Genomic DNA, 17553 nt, shown 5'->3' on the forward strand with positions numbered 1-17553 from the left:
TCGAGAATGGTTTTAGTTTAGAATAGCAAGCTGTTCTAATTTGATAATTTATTGAGACCTTTAATGGCTGCTTTTAACGTCGAAAAGATTACTCACGTACACCACTGGAATGACACATTATTCAGTTTTAAAACGACTCGCGATACAGCATTGCGTTTTAAAAATGGTCAATTTGTGATGATTGGTTTAGAAGTCAATGGCAAGCCTTTAATGCGTGCATATTCGATTGCTAGCGCGAACTATGAAGAAGAACTTGAGTTTTTCTCTATTAAAGTTCCAGATGGTCCTTTGACATCAATCCTACAAAAAGTAAAAGTTGGTGATGAAATTTTAGTTTCTAAAAAACCGACTGGTACACTTGTTCTTGATGATTTAAATCCTGGTAAAAATTTGTATCTTTTATCATCAGGTACTGGTTTAGCTCCTTTCCTTTCGACTATCCGTGATCCTGAAACTTATGAGCGTTTTGAGAAAATCATCGTTGTACACGGTACACGCTATATCTCAGAATTGGCGTATCAAGACCTTATTCAAAATGAAATTCCAAACCATGAGTTCTTTGGGGAACTTGGTGCGAAAGAAAAGTTAATTTATTACCCAACAGTTACACGTGAAGACTTCCATACTCAAGGTCGTGTTACAACTGCGATTGAAACTGGTGCTCTTTTCGAGAAAATTGGCTTACCTCGTTTTAATCCTGAAACTGACCGTGCAATGTTATGTGGTTCTCCTGCATTCCTCGACGATGTAGCTGCACTTCTTGATCAACATGGCCTAAAAGAATCTCCACGTATGGGTGTTCTTGGTGATTATGTGATTGAACGTGCGTTTGTTGAAAAATAAAATTACGTACAATAAAAAACCGAGCTTTTTTGCTCGGTTTTTTTATGGAGTGTTTTATTTTCCCTATTATTTAAATCAATTTAGTCTTGATCTAGCATTTAAGCAATGCTTTTCAATACATAATAAGTTTAAGTTTAATTACAGCTACTTTTGTCAAACTTAATTGTAAAATTTTCGCTTTCAGTTAAATTATAATAAGTATATTCATACTCAATATTTTTTAATAAATTATTCACAAGATGAGTATGTCTACTATACCAAGTTAAAGTCTCCATTTTTATCAGCACACATCACAATAAGGATTGAGGATGTATTTGGTCAGTTAAAAAATTTCAAAAACATTTCTGTGCGATATCGTAATCGAGGCAAACGACTCGACTTCTGATTTAATTTAATTACTGGAATTTACAACAAAGAGTTGAGTAAAACATGACTTATGAAAGAACTCTATTTATTTGAGCGATATAAAACTTACCTAAAATCATCAGTTAAGAAATTGACAATTCTTACTGTCAAAAACAGACTTAAAAATTTCTTTTTCTTCTCCATTTAAAAGCTTTGTTTCAACATAAACATCTACATTTAAATTTGTTTTTATCATATTACAAAAGAGTTTTCTCCTCTCTTCTGATTTATATTTTTTCTTTACCTCCCTAATATTGATCGAATCATCACCCAAACTATCTAATTGATATGTATATATCAAAGTATTTTTTTCTCGATACATCTATCCAAATAGTAGAATCGAAATTATTTTCTGGTAAATATTTTTTCTTTTGTACAATAAAATCATCTATAAATTCGTATTCCTGGCTAGATTTAATGTTCATATCCGTCATTTTACAGCCAGCTAAAAGAACAACAATAATTAAATAAAGTTTCACAACAAACTCCATTTCATTAAAAAACCATCACATAAATCATAATAAAAAAATAACCAACAATTAAAATAAACCGCCCCAGCACAACTAAATCAGGACTATCTTTTTTTATAGAATCCAACATTAAAAATGAAACATTCCAAATAGAAGATAAAAGTAGTCCTAAAAAAATTAAACTCCCTAATAAATTATTAAAATTTATTGGTCTTAAAAAAAATATTACCAAAAATAAATATATAAAAACACACAATATAGTGGCATGCCATTTATAAAGGAATAATAAATTTATAGTAAATTTTCTCAAAATAAATTCCTATACTTTATCCTAACGCAAGCAACTAAAGTCATAAGGATCAGTAGGAATTATTGGCATATTTCTAAGATCCACCTTATATGTTGGACTTTGGATAGCTTTCTGCTTTTTCTTATTCTGCTCACTAATAACATGATCCGTTATGGTACTTGTAGTTTTATCAACATATAGACCATACAATGCTGATGTTCCTCCTTGCCCAATTTCTGGTATATTCTCTACAAATTTCCCACCATATTTACCTGCTGCTGGTAATGCAATACTAGCAGCTTTTTGAAGCATATTTTTATCATCATCTAATATTGCACTACCTGCCCCCAGAACTGTCCCAGCTCCAGCTAAAGCTGGTGAAAGAGGTGAACAAACAACTACACCTGCGCATGCAACGCTACCTACATCTGCTGCCAATCCCAGATTGCCCATGAAATTTGAAACTTGTTTCTTAGTTACTGGTTTTGGTTCATTTACCTTCTTCATTATTTGCCTATCTGCAACTAAACCATAGGCATCAACCCACTGATTTGGATCACTCACATAAGCAAAGTTATTTAAACCACCTAATAGACCGATCGGATCTTTACTTATATACCGTGCACTAAATGGTTCATAATATGTGTAACGGTTTTAATGTAATCCTGTCTCCTCATCATAATATTACCCTTGGAAACGGATATCACTTTGTTCTAACGAGTTCTCTTGGTGCTTCGCTTTGATCTGTTGTGTTTGTCCCCATGTATTCAGCGTTAACTCCCAAATACATTCGCCTTGTTCAGTACTTAAGGCTTGAGGTGTTCCAACATGGTCACAGTGGTAGAACGCAATCCGTTCTAACTCTGTTCAACTCTTCCTTGAGTCTGTTCTCCATACTGGATCTTTATGGATGGAATACGGTTCTGTTTTAAATCTTTCGTAATTCGGTGTTTCTATCAGTTGTATAAAGTGTTGATAACCTGCTTGGAATAGCGGTACAAAGCTATTCGGCTCATAGATATAGTGTTTGGTATAGCTTTGCTTGCCTTATTCTGTGTTGTTTTTATTTAATGAGTGCTCGGTTATATGCAGGCCAATTGGTTGTGCGGTAGATTTTGTGTGTAAGCTTCTTCATTTGAAAATTATATGGCTGAAGAAGCCCTTAAGAATAGCTTTGTGCAACAAGGCCATAAACACAATAAAAATTCCAGTCTACTATTTCACTTTTTAAAATACAATATCAATAGGCTTTAAATTTACTAATTTTGATTTAAAACATCTAGTCTTTCTAAGTTTTCTTTAGCTAATAAAAATCCATTACTCAACGAGAGTTTATACCAATATTTAGCTTTAACCATATTTTTTTCGACACCTTCGCCATGCTCATACATCCAAGCTAAATTATTTTGTGCTAATGAATCGTTCATATTAGCAGCCAGTTGAAAATAATGGAACGCCTTATTATTATCTTTCCGAATTATCTTCCCATCGTAATATTGCACTCCAAGCTCAGTAATTGATGGCAAGAAATCGTTTTCAACTGAAAACTCTAAGTTTTCTAACATTTTATTACTATTATTTTGATCTCTATAAATTAAAGCTAATTGATAAGCCCCTAAACTATCTCCCAAGTTTTTGGCAGACAAAAACCACTTCTTAGCTTTTTCAACCTCATTTTTTTCTAGATACAAAAAACCTAAGGAATAATGTGCCGGCGAAAAACAATATTTAGCTGACTCTATTAAAAAAATCTCAGCCTTTTCATAATCCACTAGAACATTATTCCCAACCAAATAAGAATAACCATAATAATAACTTTTATAAAAATTATCATTCATTTTGTTAATATTATACTTAACTTTCTTATTATTTCCCTGTAAATTATATAAACTATTCTCCATAACTTTATCCGCTATCGAATAATCAATATCAATACAGTTTGCATATACAAAAAAAGGGGAAAATAAAAATATAAACAAAAATTTAATCAAAGATCACCTCAACATAACAAATATAGAAATTAAAAACATGACCAAAAATACTATTTGCACTATATAAAAAATTTTTATTTTTTCACTATAATAACCACCCTCCCCTCCTTCAAATAAAATTTTTTTTATATATACAATATGATTTATACTTTTTAAGTTAAAATCAATATAACTTTCAACCTCTCCTTTTTCTAAAAGATATTTATACAAATAAAACCGAACTAAACAAAAACTTATTATAAAAAAAAGCAAACTCAAAATAAAAATTAAAACAATTAAACCATCAGTCATTATCTTAGCCCCCCGAAATCTAAGGGTTTTGTTGGAAGCATTCTTTGATTTTGCCTAATTTGATCATAATCAATTTTTGTTTCAGGAGCCAAGGCATCTTTTGATCTTTTCTCCCCACTTACTCCACTTACAGCTGCTCCCAATCCCACACCCACTGAAGCATTTCCATAAACCCCTCCCCCCCTTGAATAACCAACACAAGTTTGTACTGCTAATCCTAGTCCTGCGCTAGCACACAATTCATAATATTTACCATCTGTTTGCGTACCCGCATTAATAACCTCTCTTGTTGAAGTAACTTCCAAAGCAACTCCGTATGCATTTCCGCCTCTAACATTATACTTCCCATTCCCATCATAACCTGCAGATGCTGTTACACCAACTAAAGCTGCAGCAGTAGCGTTTACATTCATACCAGTAAGTACCCTATCAGTCATTTGATATAGTTCTGGTGCATCCTTAAGTCTAGTTGGTATTTTTGCTCCAGGAATGCGTTCAACAAATGCCTCTCTCATAGCGCTACCAAGAGTTTCTTCCAACCCCAACGGATCGATCCACTGATTTGGATCACTCACATAAGCTGAGTTATTTAAACCACCTAATAGACCGATCGGATCTTTACTTATATACCGTGCACTAAATGGTTCGTAATATCTGTAACGGTTGTAATGTAATCCCGTTTCCTCATCATGATATTGCCCTTGGAAACGGATATCACTTTGTTCTAATGGGTTCTCTTGGTTCTTTGCTTTGATCTGTTGTGTTTGTCCCCATGTATTCAGTGTTAACTCCCAAATACATTCGCCTTGTTCATTACTTAAGGCTTGAGGTGTTCCTACTTGGTCACAGTGGTAAAACGCAATCCGTTCTAACTCTGCTCTATTATTTCTTGTGTCTGTTCGCCATACTGGGTCTTTATAGATTGAATAGGGTTCTGTTTTAAATCTTTGGTAATTCGGTGTTTCTATCAATTTAATGAAACTTTGATACCCTGCTTGTAATAGCGGTACAAAGCTATTTGGCTCATAGATATAGTGTTTGGTATAGCTTTGCTTGCCTAGTTCTATGTTGTTTTTATCTGTTGGATTTGAACTGGTTTTTGATTCCCAGATCATTAAATCGCCATCCCAACCAAATAAGGTGAGGCTATTATTTGCTTTGTTGACTTTATACAGGCGTCGTCCAAAGACATCGTAGCCGTATTCAGTAATTTGCCCGTTGTGGTCGCTTTCGATTAAGCGATTTAAGTTGTCCCACTTCAGTTTCAACTGTTGGCCTGAATGTTGTCTTTCAATCACATTGCCTTGGGCATCGTATTTGTAGTGTTTGCCTTGGTAGTGTTTCACTAAGTTGTTTTTGATTTCTGCACTTTGCGTTGCAATCGGATCTATTAAGTTGCCCGCTGGGTCAAAGTGGTAGCGTTCGGTTTGCTTTGCGCTTTGCGCTTGTATTAAGCGTCCAATTGCATCGTATTGGTAGCTGAGTTTGCCTTTTTGGCTGTCTTGCACTTGGGTCAGTAAGTAGTTGGCATCGTATGTGTATTGGCGTTGTGCCTGATGTTGTGTTCGATCTGCTGTTTCTTGTTCTACATGTATACGCTGTGCAATCAGTAGTCCAACGTCGTTGTATTGGTTGCTTTGGATTAAACCATTAGTTAGATAGCGTTCTGTTTCTCGGTGTAGGTCATCTCGTTTAAAACCCACCATGTCTTGTTTGTTCAGGGCAATACCGTAGATGTGTCCTGAGCCATACGTTAAATGGCTAATTTCCTGACCATCCGGACGAACGGTTTTGATGAGATTGCCGAGTTCATCGTATTCGTAACGTAGCACTGCTGTGAGTGGTTTCAAGTTTGGCACTTGGTAGTGTTGGTGTTCTCTAACCAGTTGTCCTAACGCATTACGATAGAAGTCGTTTTGGCTATATTGGTTCTTTGCTTGAATTAACTGGCTATTGAGATTGTAGGCAAATTCTTCTGTTTGTTGTTGTTTGCTTTCTCGGTGGATGTAGGTTTTTGACGCAATTTGTCCGTCTTCATAGTAGCCTAATTGTGTAATGATATTCGGTTGTTGAATGTGGCTAAGTCGACCAAGCTCATCGTAACTATAGTGTTTTTCTTCACCATCAAAGGCCTGTTCTCGTGTGAGATAACCATAACTGTTGTATTCGAATACATATTCTGCATGGTTTTGGTTGATAAGTTTCTGTATACGCCCTTGTTTATCCCACTGATAGGCAATTTGGTGTTTGTTGGCATCAAGGCGTTTTTCTAATAGACCCACTGCATTGTAGTGGTATTGAGTCACCTGTCCTTTGGTATCAATGTGTTTGAGAAGGCGTCCTTCTTGGTCATGTTCAAAGTGTTCTTTTTGTCCATCTGGATAGATGATGGATTTAAGTTGTCCTTTGTCTATCCCTTGATCACTATAGATGTATTGTGCACCTGTTTGATCTGCGGCTTGTTGTTGCTTAAGTAGCCCGTCCTCATCATATTGCCAAGCACTTTCTTTACCCGAACAATCGGTATAGGAGATCATTTGTCCAAGGTCGTTGTATTTGATTTTTTTAACACCACCTTTGGCATCAGTAATTTCAATCAATTGACCTTCGGCATTGTAATTATATTGTGTTGTGTGACCCAATGGATTGATCTCTTTGGTGATCAAACCATCTGCATTGTATTCGCGTTTCCAAATATGACCTTCAGGATCTTTTATTTCAGTTAGATTTTTATGTTCATCATAAGCAAATCGAATCACTCCGCCATTTGGTTGAATGATTTTACTCAGTTGTCCTTCTGCATTGTATTGTTGTTGGGTTTCTCGACCACTGTAATCAATTTCTCGGGTGATTCGTTTTTTTTGATCACGTGAATACCATTTTTCACGACCATCTGCTAATCGAATACGATAAGTAAAACCATCCAAATCAAAGTAGTAATAGGTCGGCACGTTGTAAGCATCATACACAGCGACTTGGCGCAGACGACGATGCCATTTTAAAGTTGTTTTAAAGCTTCCATCATCCGCCCATTCTTCAATGGCTTTTGCATTTGGTTCATTCGAATCATAACGAATATTTTGACCACGACCTGATCGATCGGTATAACGTGTTAATTGATGATACGCATTGTATGAATACTGACGAGCGTGACCATTCTCATCATATGCTTCTACTAAATTTCCGTCATGATCGTACCCATAACGAGCAAGTGGTTGTTCTTGATCATCCACAAATATAGCAATAATTTTTGCTTGATCATTGTACGCAAATTTCAAAATTTGCTGAGTCTTCTTAAAATTAAAATGGACGGTTTGTAAATAAGCTTTGCTATTTAGCAAGATATAACGAAGATCAACTTGTTCTTGAGTTGATGAATTTTTCTCTTGTGTAAGCTGATAACTTTGACCTTGATCGAATGTACTAAATTGATAATCCCATTCTGTTCCAAAATTTAGGACTAAATCACCCTGTTCATTTAGATGTGTTGTAATACCTTGGAATGGAACTTCATAAGATTCGCTCATAATGATCGATGGTAATTGTTGTTTTCTGCCTTTCGCATCAATAAACAAATAACCCTTTTCATTTGGAACAATCAAATTAGAAAAAGGCATTAACCAACGAGCACCCAAAGCACCGTTATCGAATTCCGCCATTTGGGAGTTATAAAGTCGATTGAATACTAATCCCAGCTTAGGTAGGCTGAAATCTACATGGGAAACTCGTTCAGCACCTATAGAATAGCTAATACTATGAGCAGTATTGGTTTCAGCACTTATTGTTGGTTCAGCTGGATTCAAACATGGTGGATCCATTAATGCATCTGCTTGCAAACTGACAAATTCAAGGATATCACCATCAGTTTGACGCTCAAATTCACCAGTTTGATTAATCGGAACACTGGCATTTCCCTTATTTTGATTATCTTGAATAGCCTTAAGTGTTTGTTGAATGAGCCAACCAAGACTGTATTGCAAGCTTGGGTTTGTCTGATTCTGCAAATCGTTACTAATCGAAGTAATCGCCTCTACAAGTAAAGTTTCAAAATGACTCGGAGTTGATTCAATTTTAGGCGTTAAATCTGCTTGAGGCTCAACACTGAGTAAATCTATTAATGGTATTGCCCAATTTTGAAATTGTAAATTTGGATCTCTTTTTTCAGCTGATGCGCTCGATGTTGTTTCCGTTGCAACAGACGATAATGAAGATGATTGAAGAGATTTTAGAATCTGAACAGCCAAGGCATTTGCATTCGTTAATAAGTCCGCTAATTTAGCTTGTGTCTCTTTTAGATAGGTCTCTAAATTCCCTGCCATTCTTGCATTAAGATGTAATTCCATACGTCGAATGTCATTTGACTTAATTTTACCATTTTCAGGATATAGACATTCAGCCATTAATCCTAAAATGGGACGTAAACCCATCCTTGCATGTGCTTCATGTTTAGGCTCTGCAAACAATCCAATTAAATTCGCACCAAGCAAAGCATTTCGTTGTATTGAAAGCACTTCTGTTTGAGGAGACATTGCATACAACAATAAATCAAGCACACTTCCACTTAAAGCATATATATTAGCTACAGTAGTTATATGGGCATTTGCTTTGACTTTAAGTAATGATGTTTGACCACAGACCACAAGGAAATTTTCAATTTGATTAGCAATAACTTGTAAGTCCGCTACACTACTCACACTGTCTAAATTAAATACAGCAAGTTCAACACTCGATTGTGCATTATTAGAAACTTGTTCGTTTTCAGTTGCCATGACTAACCTATATATTTTTAATCTTTTAAGTTTTTCGCGTTATATTGTTCTAAATCAGGACGATCATTACTCGTTTTTAATCGAGTTGTTTCCGTATATTTAATGCCGCCAGATTGATAATATTTTTGTGAAATAAACTGATCATCTGCTGATGTTGAATTCTTTGTACTCACATCTACTTTATTCACTTGTGTAGGCTTATTAACCTCAACAGTCTTTTGATTTGTTAACAATGGAACTGGATTCGATTTCGTACTGATTCTTGTTGTTTCGGTATACGTTAATCCGCCAGATTGATAATATTTCTGTGCAATGTAGTCATCAGTTACAATGACCTTTTCAGATTGATTCGAAATATTTTCCTGATCTAATGCTGTATCAAAATTTGTATTTGGCATAAACCCAGTTGAATTCATAAAATTCGGAATCAACTTTGATGTGGCCTGCTGAGTTATAAAATCAACGCCTTGCGTGCGAATCATATCTAGTGATCGAGAAGGATTTATTGCCATTTGGCTTATAGTCTTCAATTGATCAGGACTTAAACCTAAATTTAATTTTTCTGAAATTCCACCTAAGGTAGAACTTGCCACTTGATTTTTGAGTTGCCCAACAGTTTGGTCTGCTAGACCTTTTAAAGCATTCTTGCCTATATCCTTTAAATTCATACTATCAAGTTGAGTCAAATTATTTTTAACTTGAGCCATTAAATTCTGTCCAAGCTGATTTAAGCTCGAGTTCACAAAATTAGATGCACCAGGAATTACAGCATCTGCCCAATCATAACTTCGCGAAAAATGACTTGATAATGCCCAAGGACTTCGCTCATCTTTATCAAAAATGACTTGTGCACCGCCAGGAGCAATTCCTGTTACTTGAGCAAATCCATTCGCATCTAATTTCCCTGTTATTGTCTTACCAAGAGAGTCGATAACTTTATATCCAGTTCCTTTAAAGAATTCACTTCCACCGTAACTTCTTAGAAGATTCAATGCACCTTTTAACGGTTGCATTGTTGGCAATTGAGCTGAAGCACTTACACTTGCTCCTGGCTTAAACAGATGCTGCCCAGCTTTGACTTCAAACTTACCAGCTGTGGTAGGTAAAACTCCCGAACTGCTAATTTCAATCTGTGAACCACCACCAATCAACACTATTTTTTTTGCAGCTTTAATTTCAACTCGATCTTCCGTCGAAATAATCTGCACACCCTTCCTCGCAATCAGATCAGCACCATCTCCTTGGGCTTGAATCTCGATCTTGCCTTTGCCTGCATACAGTCGTGCCCCTTCTTGCGCGGCAAATAAACTGATCTTTTTGCTGGCATGTCCGATAATGCTGTCTTGCGTGCTTGTGTTAATGCTTCCTTGTGCAATCTGGTTAATCTGCCCATCTGCACTGAGGTGGATGTCTTCGTTACTTTCTATGGCAATTGAACTTGGTGAAGCCAAGAGCATGATCGCTTGTTTAAAAGCCGCGGCTTTGCTTTGGTCTTCGCTCTCTAAGTTCTTGAGATAGCCTTGTAGGTTTTCGAGTAAGCTCAGTGGGTCAGTTTGTTGGTTTTTTGCCACTTCACTGAGGGCTTTGGCGTTGTTTAAGCTACTTTCGAGTTGTTGTTTGGCTTCGCTTGCATCGAGATGGTTTGCTTTGGCTTGTTCTTGTTTGTAGGTGGAGATGAGTATGCCTTCTCCCGCTCGTACTGCACCCCATTGGTCAGTTCTGAGTTCGAAACCTTCGCCACGTCCTTCACTTTCTGCGGTTGCTTTGGGATGACTGAGATTCCCTAGGTTAAGTTGGCTCGCCCCGTGGGTGTTTTGCAGTTGGGTGGAGATTTGTCCTGTGGTGTCATCAAAGCGGAGTTGTCCATAGCCTTCGCCTTGGACTTCTTTACTTTTAATCCCTGCGAGTTTTTTGGTGTCCGGCAGTTGGCCTTGACTGTCAAATCGGGTTGGGCTGCGTTGGGCTTCATGTAGGCGGCCCACCACAAAGGGACGGTCGATGTTGCCGTCAAAGAAGTCGATAACTACGATTTCATTGATTCGAGGAAGGAAGCGTGCACCATAGCCTTCGCCTGCCCATGGGGTCAGTACATCGACCCAAGCTGAATCGGTGTCGTTGTTGTTACTGCCGGCACCGCCATCAAATTGGTGGTCTTCTGCTCGGGTAAATAGGAAGCGTACTTTGATGCGTCCCCATTCATCGACATGGATTTCTTCTCCTGCAGGTCCCACCACTTTGGCGCGTTGCGGATGGGTGCTGGGTCGATGTTGTAAGGGGTTGTATTCGGGTACGGTTTTGATGTTGCGTCGTTGTAGGATGAGTTCGCTGGCTTGGCGTTCTTGGTCCGTGTGGGTTGCTTGGTTGGTGTTTGTCTTGTGTTTTGGCGTCCATTGGCTGCGTTGTAGCAGTTGTTGGACTTGTTGGTCTAAGTCTTTGGGTAGGTTGTTTTGGTTGTAGTAGCGTTTGCCTACAATGAGGAATTCTTGGTCAGCTCCGCTGTGTTGTGCAATTTCTGGGTGTCCATCGAGTCTGAACCAGTAGCCGACTTGACTGTCTCTGACGCTGGCTTTGGCGATGAATTGTTTGCTTTGTCCGGCGTAGTAGTCGCTGAGGTGTTGGTTGAGTTTTTCGACTTGGCTGTTGCCTGATGCGGTGGCTTGGTCTTCGCCTTTGAGGTCTTGGATCCATGCAGGGCTGATGTGCCATGCTTGTTCGAGGCCTAGGCTGGCATTGTCTTGGTGGTCACTGTGTTGGTGTTTGCTTTGTACTGAGCCTGCGCCTTCTTCTTGTTCGAGGGCTGTGGCTTGCCAGCGTTGTAGGTGGACTGCAGTGGGCTGTAGGCTGCGTTGTCCGATAAAGCTGGTAATGGTATCAAATTGTTCTGTCGCATCACTACGGTGGTAGCGGATGTTGCGTCGGTTAAGCGCTTGGTATTGGCTGTTGTCGTCAATCAGGCGGAGCTTTTGTGCTTCGATCGGGCTGTTGTTGCTCGGTACAATCGGTTGTGCTTCATCAATGAGCCAGTTAATGCCTTCACTGCGTAGTAAGCGAGTCAGAAAGTCGTAGTCGCTTTCGTTGCTTTGCATGATAAAGGGGCGGATGTCGTATTGTTGTTGCAATCCACTGTGGTCTAGGCTGAGGCTAGAGGCAAAGAGCGGGCTTTTGTTTTGCCATTCTTCAAAGAGGATTTCCACCACTTCGACCACGGATTTGTTCATAAATACGCGGCTGTTGCGGCGTTTGTGCCAAAGTGAAGTTGCATCGTTAAGCGTGAGTTTGTAGAGGGTCAGTGCCCCATCGCTTTGTCCTTGTGAGGCTTCGGTGATGATGCCGGTGGTTCTAAACAGGGTGCCTTGATCAGTGACTTGATCGACGGCAACTCGTGTACCGATGAATTGTTTGAGTGGAATTAAAGCATTGGTCGAGAGACAGATGAGTTCTGCTTGCACGCCTTCGTTAAGGACATGGCTGCCATCGATACGTTGTAGGAAGACTTGGCTATTCAGTTGTGAATGACTGAATTGGATGTGGAGGGCTCTGTTTTGGGCGGTAAGGCCGAGCTGTTCCAATGCCGAAAAGATGTTGGCAAGCATGGTTATTATCTGTCTTTTATAATTTAATAAGGCTAAAGAATTTCTTAATATTTAAACAAAAAACAGACACGATAAACAGGTCCTGTTACACAAAACACCCATTTATTGTGAAATAAAATTACAAATAAAATACAGATTTGATTTGAAAAATAATATAGATCAAGTGAGTGATTACAAAAAAAGAGGCTGAAGTGTTAGCATCTTCAACCTCTGTAAACTACAAAACTAAGAACTTCTTATTTAAAGAATATGATTGAACTACTGACCAGAACGAATGATGTAATCAAATGCTGACAGTGATGCTTTCGCGCCTTCACCAGTGGCAATGATGATTTGTTTATAAGGTACTGTTGTGCAGTCACCCGCAGCAAATACACCTTTTACATTGGTTTCGTTGCGATCGTTAATCACAATCTCACCACGGTTGGTTAATTCAACTGCTGTTTCTTTTAAGAAATCCGTGTTTGGTAACAAACCGATTTGTACGAAGATCCCCGCCAATTCAACAGTATGCTCTTCATCAGTTGCACGGTCTTTATATTTCAGTGCAGTCACTTGTAAACCATCACCCACCACTTCTGTAGACAACGCATTTTTGATGACAGTCGTGTTAGGTAAGCTGTTCAATTTATCTTGAAGGACTTGGTCAGCACGCAGTTTGGTATCAAACTCAACCAAAGTGACATGCTCAACAATACCTGCAAGGTCAATCGCAGCTTCAACACCAGAGTTACCACCACCGATCACAGCCACACGTTTCCCTTTGAACAATGGACCATCACAGTGTGGGCAGTACGCAACACCACGGGTTTTGTATTCTTGCTCACCCGGTACATTCATTTCTCTCCAACGTGCACCTGTAGACAAGATGACCGTTTTCGATTCAAGTTTTGCACCATTCTCTAAAGTTACTTCAACTAAACCGTTGGCAGTTTCATCCGCACCTTTGATGTCAGACACACGTTGTAAGTTCATGATGTCGACACCGTATTCACGAACATGTGCTTCCATTTCAGCCGCAAACTTAGGACCTTGCGTCTTTTGCACTGATGTAAAGTTTTCAATGTCCATCGTGTCCATGACCTGACCACCCATGCGCTCAGCAACGATCCCCGTACGGATACCTTTACGAGCGGCATAGATTGCAGATGTGTTACCTGCAGGACCACCACCGATCACAAGCACGTCAAATGCATCTTTGGCATTGAGCTTTTCAGCATCTTTCGCTGCAGAGTTAGTATCGAGCTTCGCAACAATCTCTTCCAATGTCATACGACCTTGACCGATATGTTCGTTGTCTTGGAACACCATTGGAACAGCCATGATTTTGCGTTCTTCAACTTCGTCTTGGAAGAATGCACCATCAATCATGGTTGCTGTTGTGCCAGGGTTGTAGATTGCGATCAAGTTAAGTGCTTGAACCACATCTGGACAGTTATGACAGCTTAAAGATACGAATACGTCAAAGTCAGATTTGATTTCTAATGCTTTGATGGATGCTAATACTTCATCAGATACTTTTGGTGCATAACCAGAAGTTTGTAGCAATGCCAAAATCAAAGAAGTAAACTCATGACCCATTGGTAAACCTGCGAAGAAGACACGCGGTTCTTCACCTGCTTTTGCAATACCAAAGCTTGGCGCACGTTTATTTTGACCATCAAAACGAGCTGTGACGAATGGAGAAAGTGCCACCACTTCTTCCACAAGTTCTTTGATTTTTGCAGATTTGTCTGAATCATTTAAAGTCGCAACCAATTCGATTGGACCTTCTAGGCGTTCTAAAAGCGTTTTTAATTGAGCTGAAGTATTTTGATCTAACATTGCTAACGTCTCCAAAGGAGTAATATTTGTTTGATAAAGCTATATTAGAAGAAATACAAAAATAGGTAAAACAGTTAGTTTACATAAAGACTATCGAAAAATTGAATTAAAAAATCATCCATTTAAAAATGAATGATTCTTTTATGATGATCGTAACAGTACAAACTTTAACTATATCTCCAAACGTTGAGTGATCGTTTGAATTCTGCTTTTAAAACTACGAGCTAATCCAAAGAAAATAAACATTGCCAATAACATGATAGCTGAGAGCAGCATGAACATCATCTTGACGACTTCTGAGATTTGTCGTGCCTGATTTGCCCGAGGATCTATCGCTTTTGCCCAAGGAGTAATAGATTGACCATAAACTTGTTGCTGCATTGACCATAACTGCTCTGCATTAAAACCATATTCGACAAACTGTTTTTCATTTCTTTCAGCTTGGGCAAGTCGAGCTAAATATGTAGTTGCTAGCTTGGTATCTTCAGGTTTGTGAATCAAAGCCACTTGCGCAAGGACGTAGGCTTGTATAATTGGATTGACCTGTTGTTCAGTCATGATGACAGCAATCTGACTTTCATGAATCGATTTATCATAATGACTTAATTGATATTGTTGTTCCAACGACTCATCATTCAAGTCATATTGAACATAGGTCAAACCTGACCAAATTAAAAAGACAGCAATTAACCAACCAACAAACTTAAGTACAAATGATTGAAAGCGCACATAGAAAAAACGTATTTTCTTTAAAAAATGAACGATAAAAAAAGCACCAATGACTGAGCTAAATACTTTTAGAATGAACCAGCCCAACCAAGATATTAAATTAAAAAAATAGTCAGGCTGATGTTGGTACACGTTTACGACTTCATCTAAAGTATGTGGCAAATGAAGCTGCTGAACAGTTTCACTCATACCCATAAAACCATAAATCATGTCCTGATGAACAAAAAGCGACACAACTGAAATAATGAGTACGCTGCTACTTAGAAATCCCCATAAATTAAGTATGCGATTTCGCTTGTACAATTCAGGCAATCTTTTTTGAATCTCAGTCTGCGCCACAAGATATTCATTGGTTTTATTCAAATTTAAACCTCAAGAAATTAGTGTTTTGGCTGATTTTGACTCGAATCCAAAACAAGTTGTTGAAGATTTCCTTGCAAAGCCTTAATACGAATTGATGCCTCTTCACGTTTTTGCATCCCTTCTTTCTGAATACTAATAACATCATTCACTGTTTTAATGAGGGTATTTTGAACATGTTCAAGTGTTTCAATGTCAATCACTGAGCGTTGATTTGCTCGAGCAGTATCGACTGAATTCTGGTGTAATAAATCTGCATTTCGTTTAAGCAATTCATTCGTCGCATCATCAATAGTATTGGCCAATTGGACGCTATTTTTTTGTTCCTGTAATGAAATCGCCAAACTAATTTGATTTTTCCAAGCAGGAAGCGTGATATTTTTTATCGCATAAAACTTATCCACCAACATTGAATTATTTGATTGAATAATTCGAATCATCGGTAATGTTTGCATCGCAGATTGTTGCAATACCTGTAAATCACTCACTCTTTTTTCCAAATTGTTTGCTAAGTGATTTAAGTCGTAGATTTTTTGATTGGTTTGCGCATCTTGTTCTAGCGTACTCAATTCAGCTATTTGCTCTTGAACTTCTTGTTGTTTAATTTTCCCTGCAGCAATATAAACCCCTAATTGTTTATATTCATCCTGCACACCATCAAACATACGATCCAATGTATTTACACGGTCTTTTAAACCTTGTTGAGAGGTTTCGATTTCTTTAACTAAAGCATCTATTTGTTCTTTAGTGGAATTGAACTTTTGATCAAAGCTCTGCTTCGCACCTTTAAATCGATTTAAGATACTGCCCAAGAAGCCTGAACTTTTAGCAGGGCTTAAAATACTGTTTGTATTGAGCTGTTGAGCCACTGTAACAACTTCATTTAACTTTTGACCTGTTGCATCCAAATCTTTATTTTTGACTAAATCCAGCAGTTCATCCGTATAAGTCGCCGTTCTAGTCGCAATGTTTTTCCCATATTCAGCAACCGTTGCATGATTCATATCAGCTAGTTCTTGGTGAACTGATTCGACTGCTACAAGGTCTGACGTCGTCAACCCAATTTCTTTTAAATCTAACTTGGAAAACTTTTCCTCAGTAGAAATTAAGCTTAACGATTCATTTTTCTTTTGAATTGGTAAATCAGACATAACACACCTTATTCTTTAATTAATGATTTTTTTAGAGATCGAATCAGTTGTTCGCGACTTTGATCTAACTTTTCAATATCGACTGCGCCATTTTTAATTTGAGTTTGCTCAAGATGATATTGCCAAGCTGGGATTAATACTTGCTGCGCTTCACGAAAACGATCTGTCAGAGTTAATGAAAGTTGTTGAGTCAATTGCATTTGCATGAGAGAAATATCATTGTTTGCTTGTACCGACTCTAATGTTTGTATTTTTTTAGCCAATCGCTCCTCAAAGTTATCGAGTGGATGGCGATGATGAGAAAAATCTGTGTATTCTGTTAAAAATTGTCTTGCTGCTTGAATGTAGCGCGCCATTTGCTCTCTTAAACCAACTGCTTGCTGAAATCGAGAACTAGACTTTTGGATTTCAATGTGAATACGTTGGGACAGCTGATCAGCATCTAGAATGAGTCTATCTAAATCACGAATATAAGAAATTTGACTCGCACCGAACTCTAAATCCAGACCTAACCACTTTTGGAGAGCATTAAATTTTTTTTGTTTTAATTTCTTTTTGGATTGATTCAATTTTTGAATAATATCTGAAATTGTTTCGCTTAATTTTTTATTTAAAGTCGGGTCTATTCCGACCAATAAAGCATTCTGTGCCTGCACAATATGTTCAGCATATAAATTAAGTTTAGACGAATCAGTCAATAAAGGAACAAGATCATGCCTCTTAATTGAGAGTAAATCCGAAGGATTAACTTCAATTTGATTTAAGGGTATAAGCTCATTAAAAGATGACATTAGCGTAATTTAAGCAAGTAATCAGCAATCCATAAATGTAGCAATAA

At 37.9% G+C, this 17553-nt stretch carries 10 protein-coding genes and 1 pseudogene; 1 reads left to right on the forward strand and 10 read right to left on the reverse strand.

Translation table 11 applies throughout. The annotated features are described in order from the left end of the window. Nucleotides 1–63: 63 nt before the first annotated feature. On the forward strand, nt 64–843 hold the full coding sequence (locus AC1M9P_RS00405; protein WP_035267346.1) for a ferredoxin--NADP reductase: 780 nt from the start codon (nt 64–66) through the stop codon (nt 841–843). A 680-nt stretch (nt 844–1523) separates the two neighbouring features. Here the strand turns inward: AC1M9P_RS00405 and AC1M9P_RS00410 are convergent. From AC1M9P_RS00410 to AC1M9P_RS00455, 10 genes and pseudogenes are all read right to left on the reverse strand, one after another. Then, nucleotides 1524–1727: a hypothetical protein gene (locus tag AC1M9P_RS00410; protein ID WP_481586433.1), complete on the reverse strand. Its 204-nt coding sequence runs from the start codon at nt 1725–1727 to the stop codon at nt 1524–1526. Nucleotides 1728–2514: 787 nt separating this feature from the next. Then, nucleotides 2515–3048, reverse strand: a pseudogene (locus tag AC1M9P_RS00415) (RHS repeat-associated core domain-containing protein); the annotation flags it as partial. A 218-nt stretch (nt 3049–3266) separates the two neighbouring features. Beyond that, a complete protein-coding gene (locus AC1M9P_RS00420) occupies nt 3267–3908 on the reverse strand; it encodes a tetratricopeptide repeat protein (RefSeq protein WP_481586434.1) in 642 nt (213 codons plus the stop codon). A 93-nt stretch (nt 3909–4001) separates the two neighbouring features. After that, the gene (locus AC1M9P_RS00425; protein WP_481586435.1) at nt 4002–4289 is read right to left on the reverse strand and encodes a hypothetical protein; all 288 of its coding nucleotides are present in this window, start codon (nt 4287–4289) and stop codon (nt 4002–4004) included. Continuing rightward, on the reverse strand, nt 4289–9058 hold the full coding sequence (locus tag AC1M9P_RS00430) for an RHS repeat-associated core domain-containing protein (protein WP_481586436.1): 4770 nt from the start codon (nt 9056–9058) through the stop codon (nt 4289–4291). The genes AC1M9P_RS00425 and AC1M9P_RS00430 overlap by 1 nt, the downstream gene beginning before the upstream one ends. A gap of 17 nt (nt 9059–9075) precedes the next feature. Beyond that, a complete protein-coding gene (locus tag AC1M9P_RS00435; protein WP_481586437.1) occupies nt 9076–12651 on the reverse strand; it encodes a type VI secretion system Vgr family protein in 3576 nt (1191 codons plus the stop codon). A gap of 258 nt (nt 12652–12909) precedes the next feature. Beyond that, nucleotides 12910–14475 (reverse strand): alkyl hydroperoxide reductase subunit F, encoded by a 1566-nt coding sequence (ahpF, locus tag AC1M9P_RS00440; RefSeq protein ID WP_481586438.1) that lies wholly within the window; start codon nt 14473–14475, stop codon nt 12910–12912. 171 nt (nt 14476–14646) lie between these two features. Further along, on the reverse strand, nt 14647–15567 hold the full coding sequence (locus tag AC1M9P_RS00445) for a hypothetical protein (RefSeq protein WP_481586439.1): 921 nt from the start codon (nt 15565–15567) through the stop codon (nt 14647–14649). Nucleotides 15568–15584: 17 nt separating this feature from the next. Continuing rightward, nucleotides 15585–16715 carry a toxic anion resistance protein gene (locus AC1M9P_RS00450; RefSeq protein WP_481586440.1) on the reverse strand — a complete coding sequence of 377 codons (1131 nt, stop codon included), beginning with the start codon at nt 16713–16715 and terminating at the stop codon, nt 15585–15587. Nucleotides 16716–16723: 8 nt separating this feature from the next. Next, nucleotides 16724–17506, reverse strand: coding sequence for a tellurium resistance protein (locus AC1M9P_RS00455; protein ID WP_481586441.1), 783 nt, complete (start codon nt 17504–17506; stop codon nt 16724–16726). Nucleotides 17507–17553: the final 47 nt, after the last annotated feature.

The organism is Acinetobacter sp. 25-47-122 (assembly GCF_056779695.1).